This is a genomic window from Candidatus Limnocylindrales bacterium, assembly GCA_035559535.1.
Taxonomy (GTDB): Bacteria; Moduliflexota; Moduliflexia; order Moduliflexales; family JAUQPW01; genus JAUQPW01.
Genome location: DATMBG010000050.1, coordinates 55,268 through 75,985, shown reverse-complemented (window position 1 = coordinate 75,985; position 20,718 = coordinate 55,268). Strand labels below are relative to the sequence as shown.

General features: G+C 45.5%; 17 protein-coding genes. 3 read left to right on the top strand and 14 right to left on the bottom strand.

The features are described from left to right. Positions 1 to 392: 392 nt before the first annotated feature. Positions 393 to 1,826, top strand: a complete 1,434-nt coding sequence (locus VNM22_18535) for an integron integrase (GenBank protein ID HWP49159.1) — start codon at positions 393 to 395, stop codon at positions 1,824 to 1,826. 501 nt (positions 1,827 to 2,327) lie between these two features. Here VNM22_18535 and VNM22_18530 read toward each other — a convergent pair. The 11 genes from VNM22_18530 to VNM22_18480 form a co-directional block, all read right to left on the bottom strand. Beyond that, positions 2,328 to 3,503, bottom strand: a complete 1,176-nt coding sequence (locus tag VNM22_18530) for an alpha/beta fold hydrolase (GenBank protein ID HWP49158.1) — start codon at positions 3,501 to 3,503, stop codon at positions 2,328 to 2,330. A 7-nt stretch (positions 3,504 to 3,510) separates the two neighbouring features. Next, positions 3,511 to 4,638, bottom strand: coding sequence for a VWA domain-containing protein (locus VNM22_18525; GenBank protein ID HWP49157.1), 1,128 nt, complete (start codon positions 4,636 to 4,638; stop codon positions 3,511 to 3,513). A 61-nt stretch (positions 4,639 to 4,699) separates the two neighbouring features. Further along, positions 4,700 to 5,497 carry a hypothetical protein gene (locus tag VNM22_18520; GenBank protein HWP49156.1) on the bottom strand — a complete coding sequence of 266 codons (798 nt, stop codon included), beginning with the start codon at positions 5,495 to 5,497 and terminating at the stop codon, positions 4,700 to 4,702. An 88-nt stretch (positions 5,498 to 5,585) separates the two neighbouring features. Beyond that, positions 5,586 to 6,788 (bottom strand): VWA domain-containing protein, encoded by a 1,203-nt coding sequence (locus VNM22_18515; protein ID HWP49155.1) that lies wholly within the window; start codon positions 6,786 to 6,788, stop codon positions 5,586 to 5,588. Between the two features lie 4 nt (positions 6,789 to 6,792). Continuing rightward, positions 6,793 to 7,479, bottom strand: coding sequence for an ABC transporter ATP-binding protein (locus tag VNM22_18510; GenBank protein HWP49154.1), 687 nt, complete (start codon positions 7,477 to 7,479; stop codon positions 6,793 to 6,795). Between the two features lie 34 nt (positions 7,480 to 7,513). Continuing rightward, positions 7,514 to 8,926 (bottom strand): efflux RND transporter periplasmic adaptor subunit, encoded by a 1,413-nt coding sequence (locus VNM22_18505; GenBank protein ID HWP49153.1) that lies wholly within the window; start codon positions 8,924 to 8,926, stop codon positions 7,514 to 7,516. A 273-nt stretch (positions 8,927 to 9,199) separates the two neighbouring features. Then, positions 9,200 to 10,366: an ABC transporter permease gene (locus VNM22_18500; protein ID HWP49152.1), complete on the bottom strand. Its 1,167-nt coding sequence runs from the start codon at positions 10,364 to 10,366 to the stop codon at positions 9,200 to 9,202. Positions 10,367 to 10,384: 18 nt separating this feature from the next. Beyond that, the gene (locus VNM22_18495; GenBank protein ID HWP49151.1) at positions 10,385 to 11,530 is read right to left on the bottom strand and encodes an FtsX-like permease family protein; all 1,146 of its coding nucleotides are present in this window, start codon (positions 11,528 to 11,530) and stop codon (positions 10,385 to 10,387) included. Positions 11,531 to 11,600: 70 nt separating this feature from the next. Next, positions 11,601 to 13,244, bottom strand: coding sequence for a hypothetical protein (locus VNM22_18490; protein HWP49150.1), 1,644 nt, complete (start codon positions 13,242 to 13,244; stop codon positions 11,601 to 11,603). Positions 13,245 to 13,324: 80 nt separating this feature from the next. Continuing rightward, positions 13,325 to 14,203, bottom strand: a complete 879-nt coding sequence (locus tag VNM22_18485) for a DUF58 domain-containing protein (protein HWP49149.1) — start codon at positions 14,201 to 14,203, stop codon at positions 13,325 to 13,327. Positions 14,204 to 14,280: 77 nt separating this feature from the next. After that, positions 14,281 to 15,324 (bottom strand): AAA family ATPase, encoded by a 1,044-nt coding sequence (locus tag VNM22_18480; GenBank protein HWP49148.1) that lies wholly within the window; start codon positions 15,322 to 15,324, stop codon positions 14,281 to 14,283. A gap of 764 nt (positions 15,325 to 16,088) precedes the next feature. Here VNM22_18480 and VNM22_18475 point away from each other — a divergent pair. Then, positions 16,089 to 16,730 carry a histidine phosphatase family protein gene (locus tag VNM22_18475; protein ID HWP49147.1) on the top strand — a complete coding sequence of 214 codons (642 nt, stop codon included), beginning with the start codon at positions 16,089 to 16,091 and terminating at the stop codon, positions 16,728 to 16,730. Here the strand turns inward: VNM22_18475 and trpS are convergent. The 3 genes from trpS to trpE form a co-directional block, all read right to left on the bottom strand. Next, complete coding sequence (gene trpS, locus VNM22_18470) at positions 16,699 to 17,745, bottom strand: tryptophan--tRNA ligase (GenBank protein ID HWP49146.1); 1,047 nt, start codon at positions 17,743 to 17,745, stop codon at positions 16,699 to 16,701. The two genes, VNM22_18475 and trpS, sit on opposite strands and share 32 nt — an antisense overlap. A 110-nt stretch (positions 17,746 to 17,855) precedes the next feature. Continuing rightward, entirely contained in the window at positions 17,856 to 18,419 is a 564-nt protein-coding gene (gene pabA, locus VNM22_18465; GenBank protein ID HWP49145.1) for an aminodeoxychorismate/anthranilate synthase component II, read from the bottom strand. 83 nt (positions 18,420 to 18,502) lie between these two features. Then, positions 18,503 to 20,062, bottom strand: coding sequence for an anthranilate synthase component I (gene trpE, locus VNM22_18460; protein HWP49144.1), 1,560 nt, complete (start codon positions 20,060 to 20,062; stop codon positions 18,503 to 18,505). 426 nt (positions 20,063 to 20,488) lie between these two features. Between trpE and VNM22_18455 the strand changes: the two genes are divergently transcribed. Next, the gene (locus tag VNM22_18455) at positions 20,489 to 20,686 is read left to right on the top strand and encodes a hypothetical protein (protein ID HWP49143.1); all 198 of its coding nucleotides are present in this window, start codon (positions 20,489 to 20,491) and stop codon (positions 20,684 to 20,686) included. The last annotated feature ends 32 nt before the right edge of the window (positions 20,687 to 20,718 follow it).

Genomic DNA, 20,718 nt, shown 5'->3' with positions numbered 1-20,718 from the left:
GGCGAGTTCGTCAAAGACCCTGCGACTACCACACCAGCCAGGCATGAAGAGGAGCGCCGGCTCTCCTTGGCCCTGGTCGTCGTAGCTGATGCGTATTCCCTGCGACTGAACTTCTGGCATTTACGTCCCTCCGTTTACGCCTAACAAGTTATTGTATAGTTTCTGTATATCTCCACGACGTTGGAAGGTTCCCCATGTCTCTATGCGGCAACAAACTCTCTGATTTGGGGTCGCTTGCTGATGCCCTAACCTCCCGCATCGTTATATTACATATTATATTCTATACATAAATTCTTGACAAGTTTTTTTCGGCTATGTTATTTCTTACTTTCTGTATATCATGTCATATGGAAGATTATCTAGAAAAATATTATGCTTCAGGAGAACACCCTATGCTCAATATTCCTTCAGCCTTACGGACACAATTTGAAACCTGTTTACGAAACACGGCGATTCCGAAACATGCCCATGCTGCTTATATAAAATGGCTGCGCTATTATCTGGATTTTTGTCAGAAGTATCATTTTCCTCACACGCAGAGAGAGAGTCTTCCTCACTTTCTCCATAAATTACAGGAAAAGAAGCAAACCAAGGCGCAACAACAGCAGGCGTCCCATGCGATCTCGCTGTACTACGAACTGATTCACTTCAGGGGTTCCCTCAACGAGGTCCCTTCGACCAAACCTGTCCTGAGCTTTGTCGAAGGGAAAGATAGTCCTCCGGGGAAGGCTCTCCCTGAATCGTCCCTTCGACCAGCTCAGGACACTGCTCCTAAGACCGTCTCTTCCTCCAACCAAGCGAAAACATCCCTTCGACCCTTCGATAAGCCCAAGACACCGCAAGCCCAGGACCCTGCAACGGGAGTTTCCTGGAAGGCGGTGTACACCCGGTTGGCTAATGAAATCCAGGTCCGGCATTATTCCCCGAAAACCTTAGAAACCTATACCCAGTGGGTACGACACTTTCAAACCTTTACTCGAAGCAAGGATCCGCAATGGCTCTCTTCTGCAGATGTCAAGGAGTTCTTGACGTTTTTGGCGGTAACCCGAAAGGTGTCGGCTTCAACCCAGAACCAGGCCTTTAATGCACTGTTATTTTTTTATAGACAGGTTCTGAACAAGGAGTTTGGGAAGCTCCAGGGGGTTGTCAGAGCAAAGCGAAAACCCTACGTTCCAGTGGTGTTATCCCGTGAAGAGATTGAAGCAATTCTTCAGCATTTGTCGCCTCCGTATGATCTGGTGGTGAAATTGTTGTATGGCTGTGGGCTACGGCTTTCGGAATGTTTACATCTTCGGGTGCATGGTTTTAATTTGGATGCAGGAGTCTTAACCGTTCATGACGGCAAGGGACAAAAAGACCGAACGGTGCCGCTTCCTGAAACGATCCTCCCTGAACTCCGAGCCCAGCTTCAATCGTTGAAAGACCTACACCAACAAGACCTGGAACGGGATTATGCGGGAGTGTTTTTAGTGAACGCGTTAGAGAAAAAATATAAGAATGCGGCCAAGGAGTTTATCTGGCAATGGTTTTTCCCGGCAAAACAGTTAACCTACATTGAGAAGACGGGGGAATACCGGCGGTATCATCTGCATGAAACGCATGTACAAAAGGCGATTAAGCAGGCGGTTGGGAAGGCCAGAATTTGTAAGCGCGCCTCAGCCCATACGTTTCGCCACAGTTTTGCCAGCCACCTGCTCCAAGCGAATTATGATATCCGGACGATTCAGGAGTTACTGGGACACAGCGATGTCAAAACCACCATGATTTATACTCATACCGTGAGGAGTATCACGATTAAAGAGGCCAAAAGCCCACTTGATTTGTGACGTTTTCCTGGTGCCTCGATCTGTTGATGGGCGTTAATCAAAGCCTGCTGCTATGAAAATTAGTAACTAACTCCTTTATTCTTCTACAGATAAAAATTTTCATGGTTGGGGGGAAATCATCATTTCATGGACAGCCGCTAAGAAACTTCCAGTTTCTTGCCACATGAATCATCTTGCAAGGATGATGGACGGCTAACAAATTATTATACAGTTTCTGGATAACTCCACAACGTTGGAAAGTCCTCCATGTCTCTATGCAGCAACAGATCTTCTGATTTGGACCCGCTCACTGGTGCCCGAAATCCTACATCGTCCTTTGTTTATATTTATTTATACTCTATCCATACCTAAATCCTCGACAAGTTTTTTCTGCTATTTTAGCTTCTTCTCTCTGGATATCCTGTACAGAAGAATACCGACGGTTTCATCTTCATGAAACACATCTGCAAAAGGCGATTAAGCAGGCGGTTGGGAAGGTCAGAAATCGATAGTTATCCTCCCTTATTGGGGGGTTGCAAGTTTTTTTAAAAATTCCCCAATTTTAGGTCCGTAGATATCAATGGTTTTTGAGGCGGCAAAATGACCATAGTCGGAGAACTCTTTTACTAAAAGATATTCGGCTTTATTTCCCAACTTTTCCACGGCTTTTTCGGCATGCTGAAGTTCAACGGGAACCTGTTCATCTCCAGCCATGTTAATAATAAGAACCCGGGCTTTGACTTCATCGAGCTGGCTGTAAACGTCAAAACCGTCATTAACCTGCATCAAGTAAATCCAGTCGTTGGCATCTAAATTTTTAGACCACCATTTGGCGACCTCGGGCAAATACTTGAAAGATTGCTTCCGGGTGGGGGCTTCTTCCCATAAATGCCCGGCTCCCTCCAGGAACATCCAATAAAACATCAAAACCAGTTGAAAGTTGCGTGGCTGCTCTTGATAATCTCCATTTTTCCAGGTTGGATCCTGAATGATAGGCGCAATACCCAGAAAATCTGTCATTCCTCGACGTCCTGCGTTGGGAAACGGAGAAGAGGCGATGGGAACAATTCCATTCATAAAGTCCGGATACTGTACCCCCCATTGCCAGGTCTGACGGCCTCCAAAGGAGATTCCAATAACGGCTTGCAGGTGGTTAACCCCCAAACCTTCCGTAAGCAGGATATACTGGGCTTTAACCACATCTTCAATGATAAATTTGGGAAATTTCATCCTAAGCCCATCACTGGGCTTGCTGGACTTGCCGGAACCAATGGTATCTGAGGCGATAACAAAATACTTGTTGATATCCAACGGCTGGCCCGGGCCGTACATCTTGGAAGCCCACCAGGGATTCGCATAGTTCTGCCAATTACCGGTGGTTCCGTGACAAAGCAGAACGGCATTGGTAACATTTCCCTTTTCATCTTTTTTAGGTTCTCCCCAAGTCGCATAGTTAATTCGGAGTTCCGGGAGCTCTCCACCACTTTTAAACTTGAAATTTTTTATAATGTAGCTTCCTTCCTTGGCCAGGGATAAATAATCTGTTGCCCCTGCCGGAACACTCCCGTAGAGAAGGCAAAAAGTAAAAACCAGTCCTGCAATCCTTCCAAGGAACGAAAAACAAAATCTGGCCCAGGTATCGGTCAAAAGGGTAAAAACATAAAAATTCGAAAATAAAGGGAATAGTCTCTGTCTCATATGTTATCTAACCTCTCTTCCTGGTTATAAGTTTTAAGGTTTCGGAGATCAGGCTTCTTCCCCCCAGCAATCCAAGGGCTAAGAGAAACAGATAGGGAAATAAATCGCGATATTCTGTTCGGGTTTTTTGAATGGTTTTGAGATTCTGGGCGTGGGTCAGGACATTCTCCATGAATTGAAGAACCGCTTTATCTATCGAGGTGTCAGGACTGTAAGCACCCAGAGAATAAAACTGACCCCCTCCGGTTTGGGCTATTTGGATGAGAGAGGCCGGACTTGCCTGGGTCCTTACAAAATTTCCTTTGCCGTCTTTTAAATACCCACCGATTTCCCCCTGTTGGTTACGGATCGGGATAAGGACGCTCTGCTCAGAACCTACTCCAAAGGTATAAATTCGTACCTTTTCGTTTAACCAGGCTGATTGGGACGCCTCTACTGCTTTTTTTAAAGCCTCCTCCTCTTCCATCTCTCCATCACTAAAGAGTACAAGGACTTTGTATCGGGAGTCCTCTTGAAACATGGAGGTTCCTAAATTTATGGCGGTTTTCAGGTCGGTTCCCCTGGCCGAAATATGATAACTATCCAGGTAAAAATCGAGATAAAATCGGAGGCTGTTGTAATCGGAGGAAAGAGGAAGAATTTTAGAACTTCGGCTTGAGAAAAGGAAAAGGGCGAGCCTTTCTCCCTGAAGGATCTGGGTAAGATCGTATATCGCCTGTTTTACCCGTTGGAGTCGGTTCGGTAAAACAGGGGTTCCCTTCCCTGAAGGATAAGGAAGAAAGGAGGAAGGGTAAGTTTCGCGCCCATCCCAAAGAGAACTGATCAGAGTCTTTTTAGGTGGAGTTACATCTTCGGCCAGCATACTGGGGGAAACATCAATCCCACAGACCAGATCAATACCTTCTCGAGAAAGATACGTAACCTGCCGGGCATACTGGGGACGGCTGAGGGCCAAAATAGCTAAAATAAGCCCCAGGCTGACCGGAATATGAATCCTCAGTCTACGCCAGGACCAGGAAATGTTTCCAAAATCCTTCAACCACTTCCGTTTCTGATTCCAACTCCAAATATAACAAAGCCACAGAAAGGGAAGTAAACTTAAAAGCCAGAAGGAGGAGGGATATAAAAACCTCATCTGTCCTTTATCTGCTGCCCGTTATTAACGGATAAGAACCGGATAACGGAACAGGAATAAGTTACTTAATTCCTTTATCCAACCCCTGACCGAATTTTCCACCTTTTTGATCCTTGTCTGCCTCGGGACTCAGGTCAAGGGCCGGCATTAAAAGTTTTAGCTTGTCTACACGAGCCTGTATATCCACATGTTGGGCCATATCCGGCTTAATTTTATTTTTTTCTTCCTGATATTTGTCAAAAAGCCGGGTTAAATATTCCAGGTTCTGCATCAAATAGATTTCTAAAATCTTGTCTTCACGACTTAAATTCAAAGGTCGGGCATCTAAGGCATTCTTATAATGTTGCAGGGCCTCACGAAATAACCGCTCGATATCGGATTGTACCTTCTGGGTATCGGCTTCCTCTCCCAGCAGAAGAAGTTTTCGGAAAGAAATATTTCCGAGCTGGTAATAGCTCTTCCATCGCAGATCCTCCGGGATAGTCTGGACATCCATCTGTTGAATCTCTGTAAGGGCCTTATCATAGTAACCCGAAGCTACCTCTGCACCGGCCTCCACCAGAGAATAAATCATGGTCGGATTCTCTAAAAGCTCTTTAAAGAAGGCCTCTCCTTTCTGGTAATATACGTTGCTGATTTTGTAATGAAGGAGAGCTTTATCCGAAAAAAGGGATTCGCTGGCTTTGGTATAGAAAGACAGGGCTTCATCATAATGACCGTCTTTAAACGCCAGGTCCCCCTTCTGCACCTCTGAGAGATAGGCCGCATAACTTAACCGTTGAATACCTTGAAACAGGAACCAACCACCTAAAATCAGGCCGATGAAACTGGCGGAAATATAGAAAAGTTTTCTGAACATAAGAACCGGTTCGTTATCCGTTGTTTTTTGTCCGTGGTTGTTCGGTGAAATCCTGACGACTTTTTACCGGCCACGGACCCCCCATATGTTAAGGAATAATCCTGAACCCCTTCAGACTTCTAATAATTTCTCCTGAAGCCAGACTCACTACACCGGCTAAGCCGAACCACAGGAAAGCGGAAGCATTCCGGGTATATTCTTTATCTACCAGTCTGGCTTTTTCCAGTTTATGGATTTCTTCATACATATCAATAACCCGCCAATAGTTATCGGTATCCCGGAGGGTGAAAGTCCTTCCTCCTGTAGCATCAATAGCCTTTTTCAAAGGCTCTGCAATTTTACCGGTGCTGAGCATATAAATTTTAATACCCAGTTCCTCTGCTAACCGGATCGTTTTTAAAAGATCGATCTTAGCTGCGTTGTAGGTATATTTTTTTACAGGACCATCATCGACAAGGACGGCACCGGTAGGTTTTTGAGTCGGGATTTCTATTTCCCCATCGGTAAACAGAATAATGACCTTGCCCTTACCTGGAGATTTCCTTTTTGTTAAAGAGTCTGGAATATAAAGCCTGTTGGAGCCCGATTTCAGGTTGTTTTCCATGTCTGTGATTTCTTGAGCTCCAAGGAAAGGTCGTAGAGTTAATATAACAGCCGTAAAAAGGGCTTTCTCCAATTCCGTATTGGTTCCCAATTCAGGGAGGTGGGAACTGACCTCGGAGAGATGTTCTTTAAGAATTTTATAGTCGGTTGTGGGGGGAAATTTGACGTAGGCATCACTGCTAAATACGATGAGACCGATGCGATCTTTATCCGTTTCCAGGGATTGAAAATCGAGGTTTTGAAGATAAGGATGGGTTTGAGAACCACTTTTATGACTTTCCAGTAAAGCTGATTCTTCTCGACTCTCGATAAATCGCTGAACTGCCTTTTTGGCTACGGCCTCCCGGGAATCTTCGATATTTTCCGCTTTAAATTCCCCTCTTAAACTCCAGCTCATGCTCTCCGAAAGATCCAGGACAAGGATTATTTCCCGACTCTCCCTCATTTTTAAAGTCTCTTTAACTTGATACTGGGGATCTGAGATGGCTATCACCCACAGGAGAGTCGATAATAATTTCAAAACCCCGGGTAAATATTGTTTGAAAGGAGAGGCGGGGATCAGATGGGTCAGGATCGGATTCAAACTTGGGTACCCTAAAACCTCTTTTTGCCTCTTTCCATAAAGGAAGAGGGCTCCCATAACAGGAAACAGAAGCAAAAAACCTTCTGGATGGGCAAAATGTATCATTTATCTATCCCTCATCTTTTCTCAAAGTACCTTTCTCCAGATGCTGAATGCGGGTGGCACGTTGGGCTGCGTGGGGGTCATGGGTCACCAGGATAATGGTTTTTTTAAGGCTTTTATTCAGCTTTTCCAGAATAGTTAAGACTTCATTGGCTGACTGGGCATCTAAATCTCCAGTTGGTTCATCTGCCAGGATTAAGTCGGGATCCGTGACAATGGCCCGGGCTATGGCAACCCGCTGTTCCTGTCCTCCGGAAAGTTGTCTGGGATAGTGCGAAGCCCGATCACTGAGCCCCACCAGTTTTAACGCCGTCATAACCTGCCGGGTTCGATCTTTCTTAGAAAGCCTGGTTAATAGCAAAGGTATTTCGACATTTTCAAAGGCTGTCAGGACCGGAATGAGATTGAAGGCCTGGAAAACAAAGCCAATATGGCGATTTCGCCAGATAGCCAGCTCATCCTCGCTTAAAGAGGCAATTCGGGTATTTAAAACCCGGACCTCTCCTGTGGTTGGTTTATCAATTCCTGCGATAATATTAAGCAGAGTGGATTTGCCGGATCCGGAAGGTCCCATAAGAGCCAGAAATTCTCCTTCTTTTACCTCCAGGTTAATATGCTCTAACACCCGAATTTCAATAGAATCCCGGCGGAAGGATTTACTTAAATTTTGGATTTGAACCAGCGCATTACCCATGAGTTATCCTTATATACAGGAGGATCGGCCCATCCTACATTCCCTTGATTTTCACTGGATCCCCCGGCTTTATCTTATCCAAACCGCTAACAATAACCTTCTCTCCGCCAACCAGCCCTTCAAGCACTTCAAATCCCTGTTCTGTTTCCCCTCCCAGTTTAACCTCTTGAGCTACGGCTTTGGAATCTTGTACCAGGAAGATTCTAACTGTATTCCCACTGCGAATAAGCGCAGATTTGGGGATAATAATACGATTTACCAGGGAAGACAAGGGTGGAGATCCTTCTGGCCGGTGAAGTTCATCGGCAAGAAAAGTAACCTTTGCATTCATCTCCGGCCGCAGATATTTATCGGGATTAAGGATTTTAACTTTAACCTGGACGGTAGCTTTCTGACGGTTAGCTTCCGGAGCTATCTCAACCAAGATTCCATCATACTTACGATCCGAATAGGCTTCCGGGGTAACGATGGCTTTCTGATTCATCTGGAGCCTGTTAAAGTCGGATTGGCTTATATCCAGCTCTACCTGCAAATCATTAAGATCGGCCAGGGAGACCACCGAAGACTTGGCTCCTCGCTCCCCTACAAAAGAAGTTGTAACCATTTCTCCCACTTCGACCAGTTTTTCAAGGATGGTTCCATCGATAGGAGCCCTTATCTCGGTGGCTTCTAAGAAGGTCTGGGCTCCTGCCAGAGAGGCTTTGGCAGCTTCCACCTGACTACGGGCCAGTTCAATTTGCTCACGTCGAGGTCCCAGCTTAATCAGCTCGTAACGTTTTTTTGCATCGGTTACCTGAGCCCGGGCCACTTCATAGGCCGTCTCGGTTTTATCATAATCACCTTTGGAGATAACCCCGCTTTTAAAAAGTCGTATAGCCCGATCGTAATTAAGTTTTGCGTTTCGTAAGTTGGCTTCGGCGAGCTCTACATTGGCTCTTGCCTGTTCGATCTCCTGGGGTCGGGAACCCATCTCCAGCTCCTTCAAACGAGCCTGGGCTACCTGTAAATTGGCATAGGCTTCGTCTACCTGCGCCCGAAACTCTGCATCTTCCAATTTAACCAGTAACTGACCTTTTTTCACCAGGTCCCCTTTCTCGACTTCAACCGAAGCAACCCGCCCGGTTACTTTGGAGCTTAATTGAATTTTACGGCGAGGGATGATATAACCACCGGCCGTTAATACTGTCGGCAGAGACTGGGTTCCCAACATGCCTGGAGTTGAAGATCCCGATGGGATAACCTGCACCGATACCACCTCTACTTCAACAGGATGTACACCGGTAAGGTATTTCCATCCGACCCAGCTTCCTCCGGCTAGGATCAAAAGCAAAATAAAATAGAACAGGTAACGTCTTCTAGACCTCGATCGACGGTCGAAATCAACTTTTTGAGCTTCATCAATCCGAAGACTCAGAAGCTCCTCGTCTAAAGAATCAAACTCGGACACGGCCTTCTTCAATTCTCTAATCTGTCAAATCCCGTTGATTAACCCCTGTCATTTTACCCGAATAAGAAATTAAGTTCTTCTCTCTGTATCGGGCAGAGGATCTGTGAGGTTACCTCGGGTACGCAAAGCTGGTATAGGTTGTTCGGTCGATCAGACAATTACCTGCCTTAAAACCCGATTGATCCTATATTGGACATAATAATACATTTAGATTTTACCAGTCAAGTCTTTCCCCGGGAAGATCGCTCAGAAGGTGGTACAAGGTATGTAAAATTAAACCACGGCCCGCAAGGCTTCAAGGATAGGTTTTCGTGCTGCCCGAACAGCCGGAAACAAACCGCTCCAGAGGCCGATCAGCCCGGAAAAGATCATTCCCCATAAAAGTAATTCCGGGGTAACCCGAAATGTAAAAGCGATCTCACTAAAGGTTTGAAAGTTGGTAGTTCCCGTTGAAATTCCGTTAATCGGTAGGGCCAGTAAACATCCTATCACACCCCCTATAAGGGCCAGAATTAAAGATTCGAGGGCAAAGGAAAGGAGGATACTCATTTTAGAAAATCCCAATACCCTTAGAATACCGATTTCCCGAAAGCGATTCACAACGGCCCCATACATGGCGTTCATTGCAGCAAAGCCAGAACCGATAGCCATAACAATACTGATAAACATTCCATAAACCTGGATAATCTTTCCGGCTCCGGTTTGTTCTGCGTAGTACTGAAGCTCTCCCTTGGCATCTAACTGGAGGCGCTGGTCATCATGGATTCTTTTGGAAAGGGGTTCCAGCAGCGTAGAATCTTCTACCTGCAGGTAGACAGAAGAATACAGGTGTCGATTATAATCATCCCTTACCTGATTTCCATCGCACCAGATTTCAGAGTCGTAGGCCGTACCGGCCGCTTCAAAAATACCTACGACTTTCCAATCCCCCTTTCCAAAGCGTAAGGTATCTCCCATCTGAGTTTTCTGAAATCGACGGGAGATCTGACGACTCACCACGATTTCCCGGGAGCCCGGCTCGAACCATCGTCCTTCCACCAGCTTAACTTGAGGATGAAGAGCAAGGCCCGAAAAGGAAAGACCCCGAATGAGCACGTTGGAGCGCTCCGTGGTATTAACACGGGGCAGATTGATTAACACAATGGTTTCTGCTGAGGCCAGGGGTTCTCCTTTTTCGTTTCGAGCAACCCCGGGCAGGTATTTGAGGACCTGAAAAGCTTCCGGCGTTATGGTACTGTTGGTCTCTGTACCCGCATTCTGTCGTAGCACGATGAGGTTCCTGGGATGACCTGTGGAAACAAAGGCCATCCTTAATCCGTTGGCCAGGGCCATGAGGGTTATGAAGATAGCTACGGTTAAGCTAATACTCAGGGCAGTTACCAGTGTGGTCACAAAGCGTGCCTGAAGATTGCGAATATTGTATTTTAAAGGAATGGCCATTGCCTTCCCTCTCCTTCTTTACAATTGTCTCAGTGCCTGAGCCACGGTAATTTGCGATGCATGCCAGACCGGGATTCCGGCACTGAACAAACCGAGTAAAAACGCGACGATCAAACCTAATCCTAAAATAGAAGGAGTCACATAGAGCTGACTTAAAAATCCGCCTCCCATATTGGTTAGATCGACCGAAGACCAGATCAACCAGGCTCCTAAACATCCCAAAACCCACCCCAAGAAGCAAATGAGCAGGGATTCTGAAATAAGAAGCAGCAGAAGGGTTTTACGGCGAAAACCGACCGTTTTCAAAATAGCCACTTCCCGCGTTCGCTCCCGCATGGCAATGGCCATGGTATTGGCTACCACCAATAGAATGGCGAACAAGACCACCGCGTTGACACTGGCAATTAAAAGCTTGACATTTCCTAACATGGAAACAAAGCTGAGTTGAAAAGCTTTTTCTGTCTCCGTCTTAGTTTGGGCTATCGAGTTCTGAAACCGCGCATCGATGGCATCGATAATCCGGGGGATATCCTCAATACTCTTGGCTTTAACTGCAAAAGTTCCTATCACATTAGGTCGCCCCATGGCTTCATTCCAATATTCTCGACTAAAAAAAACCGCACTGGCATCTTCCTTGGTTGGAGCCGTGTAAATACCTCGAATGGTTAACTCCATATTTACAGGAAAAATACGACCTATCAGGGTAATTCGATCTCCTACTTTCCAGTTAAATCGATCTGCCAGGGTCTTCCCTACGACAACTCCGGTCCGATCCTTGATGAAACTCTCCAGTTGATCCGGAGGGATTTGATATTCGCTATACATTTCAAAAATTTTATCGGGCTCTGTGGCAAACTGGGCAAAGAAATTCTTTTCATCGATATAAACCCCCCCGAACCATTGCATGGGAACCACCTGTTTGACCCCCGGGATCTTCTCAATTTCCTGTTGATAGGACATAGGAAGCATATTCGCTAAAGATACAGCATGGCGAACAACCAATCGTAGTTGGGCATCCAGACTATCCGGAGTCCGATTAAGGGTAGTCCAGAAGGCCAGAATGGTCGTCAGCAGAAACAAGGAAATAGCCAGACTTAAAATGGTTAGAATGCTCCGAATTTTATTCCGCATGGCATTTTTCCAGATCAGATGAAGATACTTCATACCTGCCTGTTTTATCCGCTGTTCACCGTCTTCACCCTAATGGACAACCAACAACGTACAAAATAAAAGATTAAAGACAATTCTCAAAATGCTGTGCTACTTCCCGCACGGTCGATAAAATCTTTTCAACTTCCTGTTGAACGGGAACAGGTCGGAGATCTCTGGGTAAAAATCGCTTATCGCCGTATTCCTGAAGGATAAGTTGCGTTGCTTTGTAAACCACCGTCTCGGCCTTGAGAGATTCCAATTGCTTCAGAACTTTCGAGGTAGAACCCGACTCTGCAGGAAACCCATAGAATAAGCCCAAAGCTTTCCGAAAGGAGCGAGGGATCTGTTCATACAGGATGGATGAAACCGGTTGACTTGCTTCTCCTTGAAGATATTCCTCTAACTTTTTCAGTTCTGAAACGGCTTTTTCTTTTCCGGAAACTTCTTTAAGGGACCGTTCCTTGCTTTGTCTGGTCCAGGTGTAGATCAGCAGGAACAGGCCGACCAGGGAAAAAATAAGGAGTATAAATCCTAACAACAAGGTACGATAGGCAGAAAATTTAGATATCTCCGGCAGGTTTGTTAAAGGCCCTTCTAAAGGAATACCGTTAATGTCCTTCATGTTTGCCGGAAGTAGAGAGACGACTTTAACCGGTATGGGATCTGTCTGGATTTCTTGAGTTTCTCCAGGCCCCTGATCAGATCCTTCTTTTTTAATCGTATAAAGGATGTTAACAGAAGGAATTTCGTATTCTCCGGGGGCATAAAACACCAGCCGATAATTCCTGGTCGTGAGGATCTGATTATCTTCGGTCCGTGATTCGGATTGAGTTCCTGGCAAAGGGCTGCCAGGATCATCCAGGATTTTGAACGCCTTGGCATCTAAATGAGCCGGTTTGAGATTAATGGAACCCGGCGAAAGAAGCGATTCTTCAATCTGGACATTCTCGTCTCGAATTATCTGTAACCGGTACAGGACCGGATCTCCTGGATTAACAACCGAAGGGGTTAAATAGGCCTTTACAACCAGGGGTTTTGGAAGAGAGAGGAATCGGGGCCGCGCATTTTTAACCAGATCACTTTCTTCATAGGTATGAACCATCTGAAGAATATTTTTATCCGAAGCCGGGGTCAGTTGTAAAACAAAAAGTTGGTACTTATTGTTCTCTTTCTCTACTGAGAGTCTTTCCAGTTGATGTTTTTTATTAAATTCATTAATCTCTTCAGGAGTAACAAAGGATTTAAATCTGGCCGTGAACTCATCGGTCAATATCAGCGTTTTTCCCTGAGTTTGAACAATAGGCGTTGCAAATTGAACCATGGACGAACTGGTATTGACTTCATTGAGGATATCTAAGAGATTCTGATCGGATTGAATCTCTTTCTTGACCTGCACAATCAAAAGGTTTAAATCCGGTCGATCTGTAATTCCTGCTACTCTGGAATCCTCTTTATAAAGGCCCATGAAACTCTCCGGTTTAACCCCGGGTCTAAGCCGGACTGCAAAGGCTTTCAAGTAGAGGACCAAGGGAACTTTTTTCCCTTCGTCATCCCGGTAGTAAAAATCGGTAATGACAAATTTGGCCTTATTGGGTGTAGCGGTATTTGAGGGATTGGATGGAGATCTTACGATATCCTGAAGGGCCTGGGCAGAAACCCAGGAATTGATTTCCAAAAAAAAGAAGAAGAGTAAATAAACGAAAACATTCATGGGTCTTTTATTCATGGTCCGTTATTACAGATAAAAGGAAAAAGCCTCCCTTCCATCCCCCCGTGGACTGGGGGAATTACGGATCCCAGAGGCCATTAATTCACCCTTCGCATTCGTCTCTTCTGGAAGAGGGCGTCGATTTTTTCTACATAGGTATCCTCTTCTGTTGAAAAAGTGACATAATCCAATCCCAAGGCAGAAAAGGCTTCTTGCCGGGTTTGTCTCCATTTTTGCATCAACGCAGCAAATACCTCTCCATCCTGGACGGCATCCCACAGGAGGATCTGACCTGTTTCCATGTCCTGGAGTCTTACGAGCCCCTTCCCTTTAGGAAGCTCCAGCTCCCGCTGATCTTCGATAATTACAGGAATAAGATCGTACTCTTTGTTGAGATAGCGAAGAAGCTCAAACTCTGCCGGATCGATGAGAAAATCTGAAACGATGAAAACCAGGCTTTTTTTTACTCGGGCTTCCAACCAATCCAGGGCACATTTTAAGCTCGTTTTTGGATTTTTCGGTTCGGTGAGAAGAACATCGATAATTTTCCACAGATGTCCGCGTCCCCGCTGGGGAGGAATATACGTTTCAATCTGATCGGTAAATCCGATAAGTCCTACCCGGTTATTTTTTACAAGAGCGGACAGAGCCAGAAGTCCTACGACCATGGCCTGGGTTTCCTGTTTCTTCCTGGCCAGGGATCCAAACCGCATCGATCGACTTTGATCTAAAAGGATCATAACTGTTAGATCACGTTCGGCCAGGAAAGTCTTCATATAAAACTGGCCCATTTTTGCCGTGGTTTTCCAATCGATTTTTCGGATATCATCCCCGGGCTGGTATTCCCGAATCTCAGACAGATCAGAACCTTCTCCTTCCAAAGAACTGTCCCATTCCCCGGCCAGCGGACTGAGGGTCTTAAGCCTGGTAAAAAGCTCTAGGCGTTGTTTCTTTTTCAGAACATCGCTACGATCCATTTATACCCAAGGTAAAGATAAAGGACAACAGGGTCATGCTTTCTTATCTCTTATCTGCTCACCCTTCTGCACTTGCTTCAGGGGACAGGAATCTTCTCCAAAACCTGTTCTAATATCTCGTCGGCTGTTTTTTCCTCGGCCTCTGCCTTTGGGGAAAGGATAACCCGATGGCGGAGAACACTCAGGACGACCGCCTCGATATCTTCCGGAATCACATACCATCGCCCCTGTAAATAAGCCTGAACCAGAGCGGCAGTTTTAAGGGCTTGAGAACCTCGAGGGGAAGAACCATACCGGATATAAGGGGCCAACGCCTCCAATCCAAATTTCTGCAAAATCTCCTTATTTTTTCGGGTAGCGAAGATAATGAGTAGAAGGTAATCTTCTATCTTTTCATCCATGTAAATTGTTTTATGGATCAGGTGTCGGATCTCTGTTACTTCTTCAGGGGCCAGGACCGGGTTGATTTTGATGGTGTCAAAGTCTCGATGGATAATTTCTTTTTCCTCCTGTAAATCCGGATAGCCTACCTTAACCTTCAACATAAAACGATCCACCTGGGCTTCTGGAAGGTTATAGGTCCCTTCCTGTTCAATGGGATTTTGCGTGGCCAGAACAAGAAAAGGTTCAGGGAGAAGGTGGGTTTCTTTGCCGATGGTAACCTGTCTTTCTTGCATAGCCTCCAGAAGAGCGCTCTGTACTTTGGCAGGAGCCCGGTTGATCTCATCGGCCAGAACAAAATGAGCAAAGATAGGACCTAACTTAGGAACAAACTCGGCATCTTTAGGATTATAAATGAGAGTTCCAATCACATCGGCTGGTAACAAGTCTGGCGTGAATTGGATCCGTTGAAAGCTGGCCGACATGGCTTTAGCAAAGGTTTTGATGGTTAAAGTTTTAGCAAGGCCTGGAACACCTTCCAGAAGGATATGCCCGTTTGCAAGGAGTCCGATAAGGAGGCTGTCGATCATCTGATTTTGCCCTACAATCACCCGCTGGATCTCCTCTTTAAGGTCCTGGATTTTCGTATGATACTCTTCTAAGGATTCTCGATAAGCATCTGCCTGAACCTCAGGGTGAGCCTCCTTGAGCAATAACTCACTCTTTTTATGTTTTTTCATGGGTTCGTAATCTGTAGTCTGTAAGCTGTAGTCTGTGATGAATTATCGGTAATTAACCGCTTACTCCTGGCTTCGAAAGAACTTATAACCCGTTTCAGCAATAATTCAAAATGAATAGTTAGTTACTTTACATCACAAAGTCAATACCTCTTTAGATTCCATCAGGTTTTTTGTCGTTGACGGCTCATTTCAAAATTGAACCAGCATCCTTTGTTATAACAGGATTAATTAAATATAGTTGTAACGTTGAATCCGAAAAGTGTCAATGACTTTCCTGGGGTTTTAGGTAAAGAATCTTATTGACAGGGGGGATACCTCAGTTCTACTTTAGGAAAAGCTAAATATATCCCTGAAGGGCCACGAAGGATCACGGGGAAATTATTTTATACCATTTCCCTATTAAGATAGGATCTAAGCGGTATTCTGTTGAAGGGTGAGGTGGTAAGGGAGTTTCCCCATGGATCAAGCTAGCTTTTAGAGACCCCACTGGGATGATCCTGTTTATCAAAGTACGGGCGTCCTGGCTTGCACTCCCAGGCCCCAGAAACCCAGGCGGAGGGACCCTATTCATCAAATTACAAGGGGGTACACCTTTGCTTCCAGGTTCAGATGGTGGTTTAGGAGGAGAGCTGTAAACAGGTCGCTATATGGGATTTTTTATTCCTTAGCTTGACAGGTAGGGGATTATCTCTAGGTAACAGGGCGAGTGGTTATCAGGTTTCTTTCCAGGTGGTTTTTCGTGACCCTTCAGGGAAGCTGGCAAAATGAGACTGATTTTAATTCGACATGGCGAAAGTGAGCTCAATTCGGCAGGCATATTTCAAGGTGGGGATCTCGACCCCGCCTTAAGTCCTTTAGGACGAAGACAGGCTAAAGCTCTTGGACAGCGATTTAAATCGGAGAATTTGAAGGCCATTTACTCCAGTGCGTTGAGACGGGCCAGGGAGACGGCTGAGGAAATTGCACGGATCTGCGGGTTGACCTTTCAACCTGTTCCAGAACTTAACGAATTTGATTATGGTTTTTTAACGGGACAACCCATCAATGAAATTACCATGGGGGAGCTTAATAAAATTATAGCCCGTTGGAAAGCCGGGGAGGTTGACTTTCCCGTCCCTCAAGGTGAGTCTCCGGTCATAGCGCAAGCCCGGGCTATGCCTGTTATTAAGTCTATCATCGAGAAATATCCTTCAGGCGCGGTAGCCGTCGTGGCCCATGCTCAAATCAACCGAATCATTCTGGCCAGCCTTCTCGGGATAGGTTTATCCCGCCATCGAGAGATCCATCAGAATAACGCCTCTGCAAGCATTGTTGATATTAACGGTACCGAAGTTACCCGTATTGTTATCAACGATACAAGTCATCTGGATGTTATCAATGAGAATCCCTTTGATCAGATGAAGTGAGTTTGAATTGGTCCCAAACCTGGGTAAGTCCCATGGCTTTTCTTGCAGCCTGTAAGGTTGCCTTCGCTTCCCCACGAACGCGAAGGGTTCCTTTGTAAATAATTTCTTCTATAAATCCGGGTTGATTTTCATAAAAAGCCCGACGTTCCCGGATAGGTTCCAAGAATTGGTTGAGGGCCCTGGCAAGTTTTTCTTTAACTTCCCAGTCTCCGACCCGACCCTGTCGGTATCGGGTTTTAAGGTCTTCTACCTCTTCTTTGTTAGGGTTGAAGGTATCGTGATAGATAAAGACCGGATTTCCTTCAACCCGTCCCGGAATGTCGGCACGAATTCGAGCCGGATCGGTATACATGCTGAAGACTTTCTTTCGTACCGTTTGGGCATCATCACTTAAGAAAATAGCGTTACCCAGGCTTTTACTCATTTTGGTCTGTCCATCGGTACCGACTAAGGTCGGCACCTCTCCAACGAGTCCCTCCGGTATGGGAAAGACTTCCCCGTAGAGGTGATTGAAGCGGCGGGCAATCTCTCGGGTGACTTCTACATGGGCTATATTATCTTTTCCCACAGGAACCAGATGAGCGCGAACGCAGAGGATATCTGCTGCCTGGAGGACCGGATAGCCCAGCAATCCAAAGGGCATTTCTTCTTTGTTGGCATCCCGGGCCATTTCTTTCAAACTGGGCAATCGCTCCAGCCGTGGGACGGTGATCAAATTCTGGAAGAGGGTATAAAGTTCACAAACTTCGGGAACCGCAGATTGAATATAGAAGGTAGCAACTGCCGGATCGATCCCTGCAGCTAAGGAGTCCAGGACCAGGTCCCGAATGTTTTGGGCACTCTGGGCGATATCTTCCGGTGCATTTCGGGTGGTGAGCATATGCAGGTCGGCAATGATGAAAAAACTCTCATATTCGTATTGAAGTCGAATTCTATTTGCCAGGGTACCCACGTAGTGACCCAGGTGTAGCTTACCGGTAGGACGATCTCCGGTCAATATCCGTTTTTTTTCCATAAAATTCCTTTTAGAAACTATCCTGGAACGGGTTCCCCAAGGTCTTTAAAACCTTAGAGACCCTGGATAATCTTTCACTCTTCCGATCTTACAAAAGGATATTTTTAATCTTAGTTTTGTAGAAAATTTTTCAATAATTTTTTCCCCATCGGAGTTAAGATAGACTCCGGGTGAAACTGAACCCCTTCTATGGGATACTCCCGGTGGCGTAATCCCATAATTTCTTTCTCTTTGGTCTCAGCACTGATCTCCAGACAAGGAGGAAGGGTCTCTCGTTTTACGATAAGTGAATGATAGCGGGTTGCTTCAAAAGGGTTTTCTAAATCTCGAAAAATAGTTTTTCCATCATGATAAATCATGGAGGTTTTTCCATGCATGATTCGGTCCGCCCGAACGACTTCACCACCAAAAGCGGCTCCGATGCTTTGATGACCCAGACAGACCCCTAGAATGGGTATTTTCGTGTAGAAGTGTCGGATAAGCTCTACGGAAATTCCGGCCTCTGCCGGGGAACAGGGTCCCGGAGAGATGACAATCTTTTCCGGAGCGAGCGCTTCGATCTCTGCAAGGGTTATTTGATCGTTACGATAGGTTTGAACCTCAGCGCCCAATTCGCTGAGATACTGGACTAAATTATAAGTAAACGAATCGTAATTATCAATCATCAGAATCATAGGTTTAATTTACCCCCAGAACCCCAAAGTTTTCTAGACTTTTGGAAGTTCTTTGGGGCCCTTTGGGGAGAATACTTTTCTTTTCAATCCAGTCCTCTCTCCGCCATTTCAATAGCCTTCATCATAGCCCTGGCTTTATTCATGGTTTCTTCATATTCCTTTTCGGGAATAGAGTCGGCCACAATGCCGGCCCCGGCTTGAATGTAGGCCATATGGTCTTTCATTACAATGGTACGGATGGTGATGCAGGTATCCATATTCCCAGAGAAACTAAAATAACCTACAGCTCCGGCATAAGGACCACGGCGGGTATGCTCCAGTTCTTCAATAATCTCCATGGCCCGGATTTTGGGAGCACCGGATACCGTTCCGGCCGGAAAACAAGAACGAAAGACGTCAAAGGCATCACAACCTTTCTTCAAGATGCCCCGGACGTTGGAAACTATATGCATCACATGGGAATATTTCTCGATAACCATCAACTCATTGACTTCTACGGTTCCCGGTTCGGAAACCCTTCCTACATCGTTTCGCCCCAAGTCTACCAACATGACGTGTTCAGCTCGCTCCTTAGGATCGGCCAACAAATCCGCCATGAGTTTTTTATCCTCTTCATCATCACGCCCCCGACGGCGGGTACCGGCTATGGGACGAACCTCGATCCTCTCATTTTCCAAACGGACTAAAACCTCCGGTGAGGAACCCGCAAGCCACAAATCTTTTAATTTTAAGTAAAACATGTAAGGAGAAGGATTGATCGTCCGTAAAGCTCTGTAGACGTCAAACGGGTCTGCCGAAAGGGAGGTCTGCAACCTTTGGGATAAAACAACCTGAATAATGTCTCCGGCTTCTACATACTCAATAGCCTTTTTGACCGCATTCTCGAATTCTTCTTTTCGGAAATTTGAGGAAAGGGTCAAGGAGGTTACAGACCTTAATGGCTTCTTCTGCTGTAAGGGATCCCGGTAATGCCTGGGTAAATACGCTCTGAGAAGTTCTTCTACTTTAGTGGTTCCGTTCTGAAGTTCCTTGAGTTTCAAAAGCAAGATCTGAAAATCCACCATATCTATGGCATGGCGATAAATTTGCTCCAGTTCTGCTTCAGAGGCGTTTTCGTTAACATAGGCATTATAGACCACCTTGATGGTATGGGCCACATTATCGAAAATGAGAAGTTGATCTGTAAAGATGAAAATAGAGTCCGGAAGATTTAGATCGTCTACGTTCAGATCGGGCAGCTTTTCAAAGAACCGAACCATGTCATAGGTAATGTACCCTACGGCCCCTCCAAAAAAACGAGGTAACCCTTCTACCTGTACCGGTTTATATCGTGCCATCAGGTCTTTAAGAATGTCTAAAGGATCCGTTTTAACGGTTACCGTTTCCGATTTACCTTCTTTAATAATTTCAACGGCCTTCCCTTTAGAACGGAAGATCATAGAAGGCCGACTTCCCAGAAAACTATAACGAGCCCATTTTTCTCCCCCCTCCACACTTTCTAAGAGGAACGCGTAATCACCACCATCAATTTTTTTAAAGGCCGATACCGGGGTTTCCATATCTGCCAGAACCTCCCGATATACCGGAATCAAGTTCCCCTCTCGAGCCTTCTTCTTGAACTCTTCCAATGTTGGATGATACATAAGGCAAAAAATAAAAAAGCCATAGATAACTTTTTCAGCTACCTATGGCTTGTTTAACGGGTGATAAGCAGTTAACCGATCTATATGGGAATCCGCAGCGAGCTAGCCCACACCACAGGTAAGCATTGGCGCCACCACCAACGCCAAGCTTGAATTAAAAATTCATTTGGGCTAACCGCTCGTAAAAAATTCATACGTGACCCCATAAGATAAAGGGACCAGGTCTGGATTAGATTGAGAAAAACTTATCTTAAAGTTTAGAAAGATACCTGGTTCCTGTCAAGCTTTTTTTGTTAAGATTTTCTGGCAAGGTTTTTGAAGTAAAAACTGGCAGAGCAAATATATCTTGCTTTCTTTTAAAAAAAGGGATTAGTTTAGCTAAGATAAAGTACTATCACCGATTCTCCAGGTGAAGAGGAGGGAGAGATGAAGAGTTTTATTTCTATCCTGGTTATATTAATGCTTTTAGCAGGGGGTATTTATTTCTTTATGAAAGCAGGTCGTACAACCCAACAAAGTGGACAGGAAGTTCAAAAGGCTATGGAACGGGTTCATGCTACGACCCAAAAGGTTGAGCAGAAGGCCCAGGAACGAGGTAAACAGATGGAGGAAGTTACCAAATAGGGATGGGCATGTCGAAATCTCGCAGGAATAAC

What these genes read in the sequence shown, in the direction of transcription:
- VNM22_18495 (HWP49151.1), bottom strand. Translation starts at nt 11,530, where the DNA reads ATGAAGTATCTTCATCTGATCTGGAAAAATGCCATGCGGAATAAAATT.
- VNM22_18455 (HWP49143.1), top strand. Translation starts at nt 20,489, where the DNA reads ATGAAGAGTTTTATTTCTATCCTGGTTATATTAATGCTTTTAGCAGGG.
- VNM22_18480 (HWP49148.1), bottom strand. Translation starts at nt 15,324, where the DNA reads ATGAAAAAACATAAAAAGAGTGAGTTATTGCTCAAGGAGGCTCACCCT.
- VNM22_18475 (HWP49147.1), top strand. Translation starts at nt 16,089, where the DNA reads ATGAGACTGATTTTAATTCGACATGGCGAAAGTGAGCTCAATTCGGCA.
- VNM22_18515 (HWP49155.1), bottom strand. Translation starts at nt 6,788, where the DNA reads ATGATACATTTTGCCCATCCAGAAGGTTTTTTGCTTCTGTTTCCTGTT.
- VNM22_18500 (HWP49152.1), bottom strand. Translation starts at nt 10,366, where the DNA reads ATGGCCATTCCTTTAAAATACAATATTCGCAATCTTCAGGCACGCTTT.
- trpE (HWP49144.1), bottom strand. Translation starts at nt 20,062, where the DNA reads ATGTATCATCCAACATTGGAAGAGTTCAAGAAGAAGGCTCGAGAGGGG.
- VNM22_18520 (HWP49156.1), bottom strand. Translation starts at nt 5,497, where the DNA reads ATGTTCAGAAAACTTTTCTATATTTCCGCCAGTTTCATCGGCCTGATT.
- pabA (HWP49145.1), bottom strand. Translation starts at nt 18,419, where the DNA reads ATGATTCTGATGATTGATAATTACGATTCGTTTACTTATAATTTAGTC.
- trpS (HWP49146.1), bottom strand. Translation starts at nt 17,745, where the DNA reads ATGGAAAAAAAACGGATATTGACCGGAGATCGTCCTACCGGTAAGCTA.
- VNM22_18485 (HWP49149.1), bottom strand. Translation starts at nt 14,203, where the DNA reads ATGGATCGTAGCGATGTTCTGAAAAAGAAACAACGCCTAGAGCTTTTT.
- VNM22_18535 (HWP49159.1), top strand. Translation starts at nt 393, where the DNA reads ATGCTCAATATTCCTTCAGCCTTACGGACACAATTTGAAACCTGTTTA.
- VNM22_18490 (HWP49150.1), bottom strand. Translation starts at nt 13,244, where the DNA reads ATGAATAAAAGACCCATGAATGTTTTCGTTTATTTACTCTTCTTCTTT.
- VNM22_18510 (HWP49154.1), bottom strand. Translation starts at nt 7,479, where the DNA reads ATGGGTAATGCGCTGGTTCAAATCCAAAATTTAAGTAAATCCTTCCGC.
- VNM22_18525 (HWP49157.1), bottom strand. Translation starts at nt 4,638, where the DNA reads ATGAGGTTTTTATATCCCTCCTCCTTCTGGCTTTTAAGTTTACTTCCC.
- VNM22_18530 (HWP49158.1), bottom strand. Translation starts at nt 3,503, where the DNA reads ATGAGACAGAGACTATTCCCTTTATTTTCGAATTTTTATGTTTTTACC.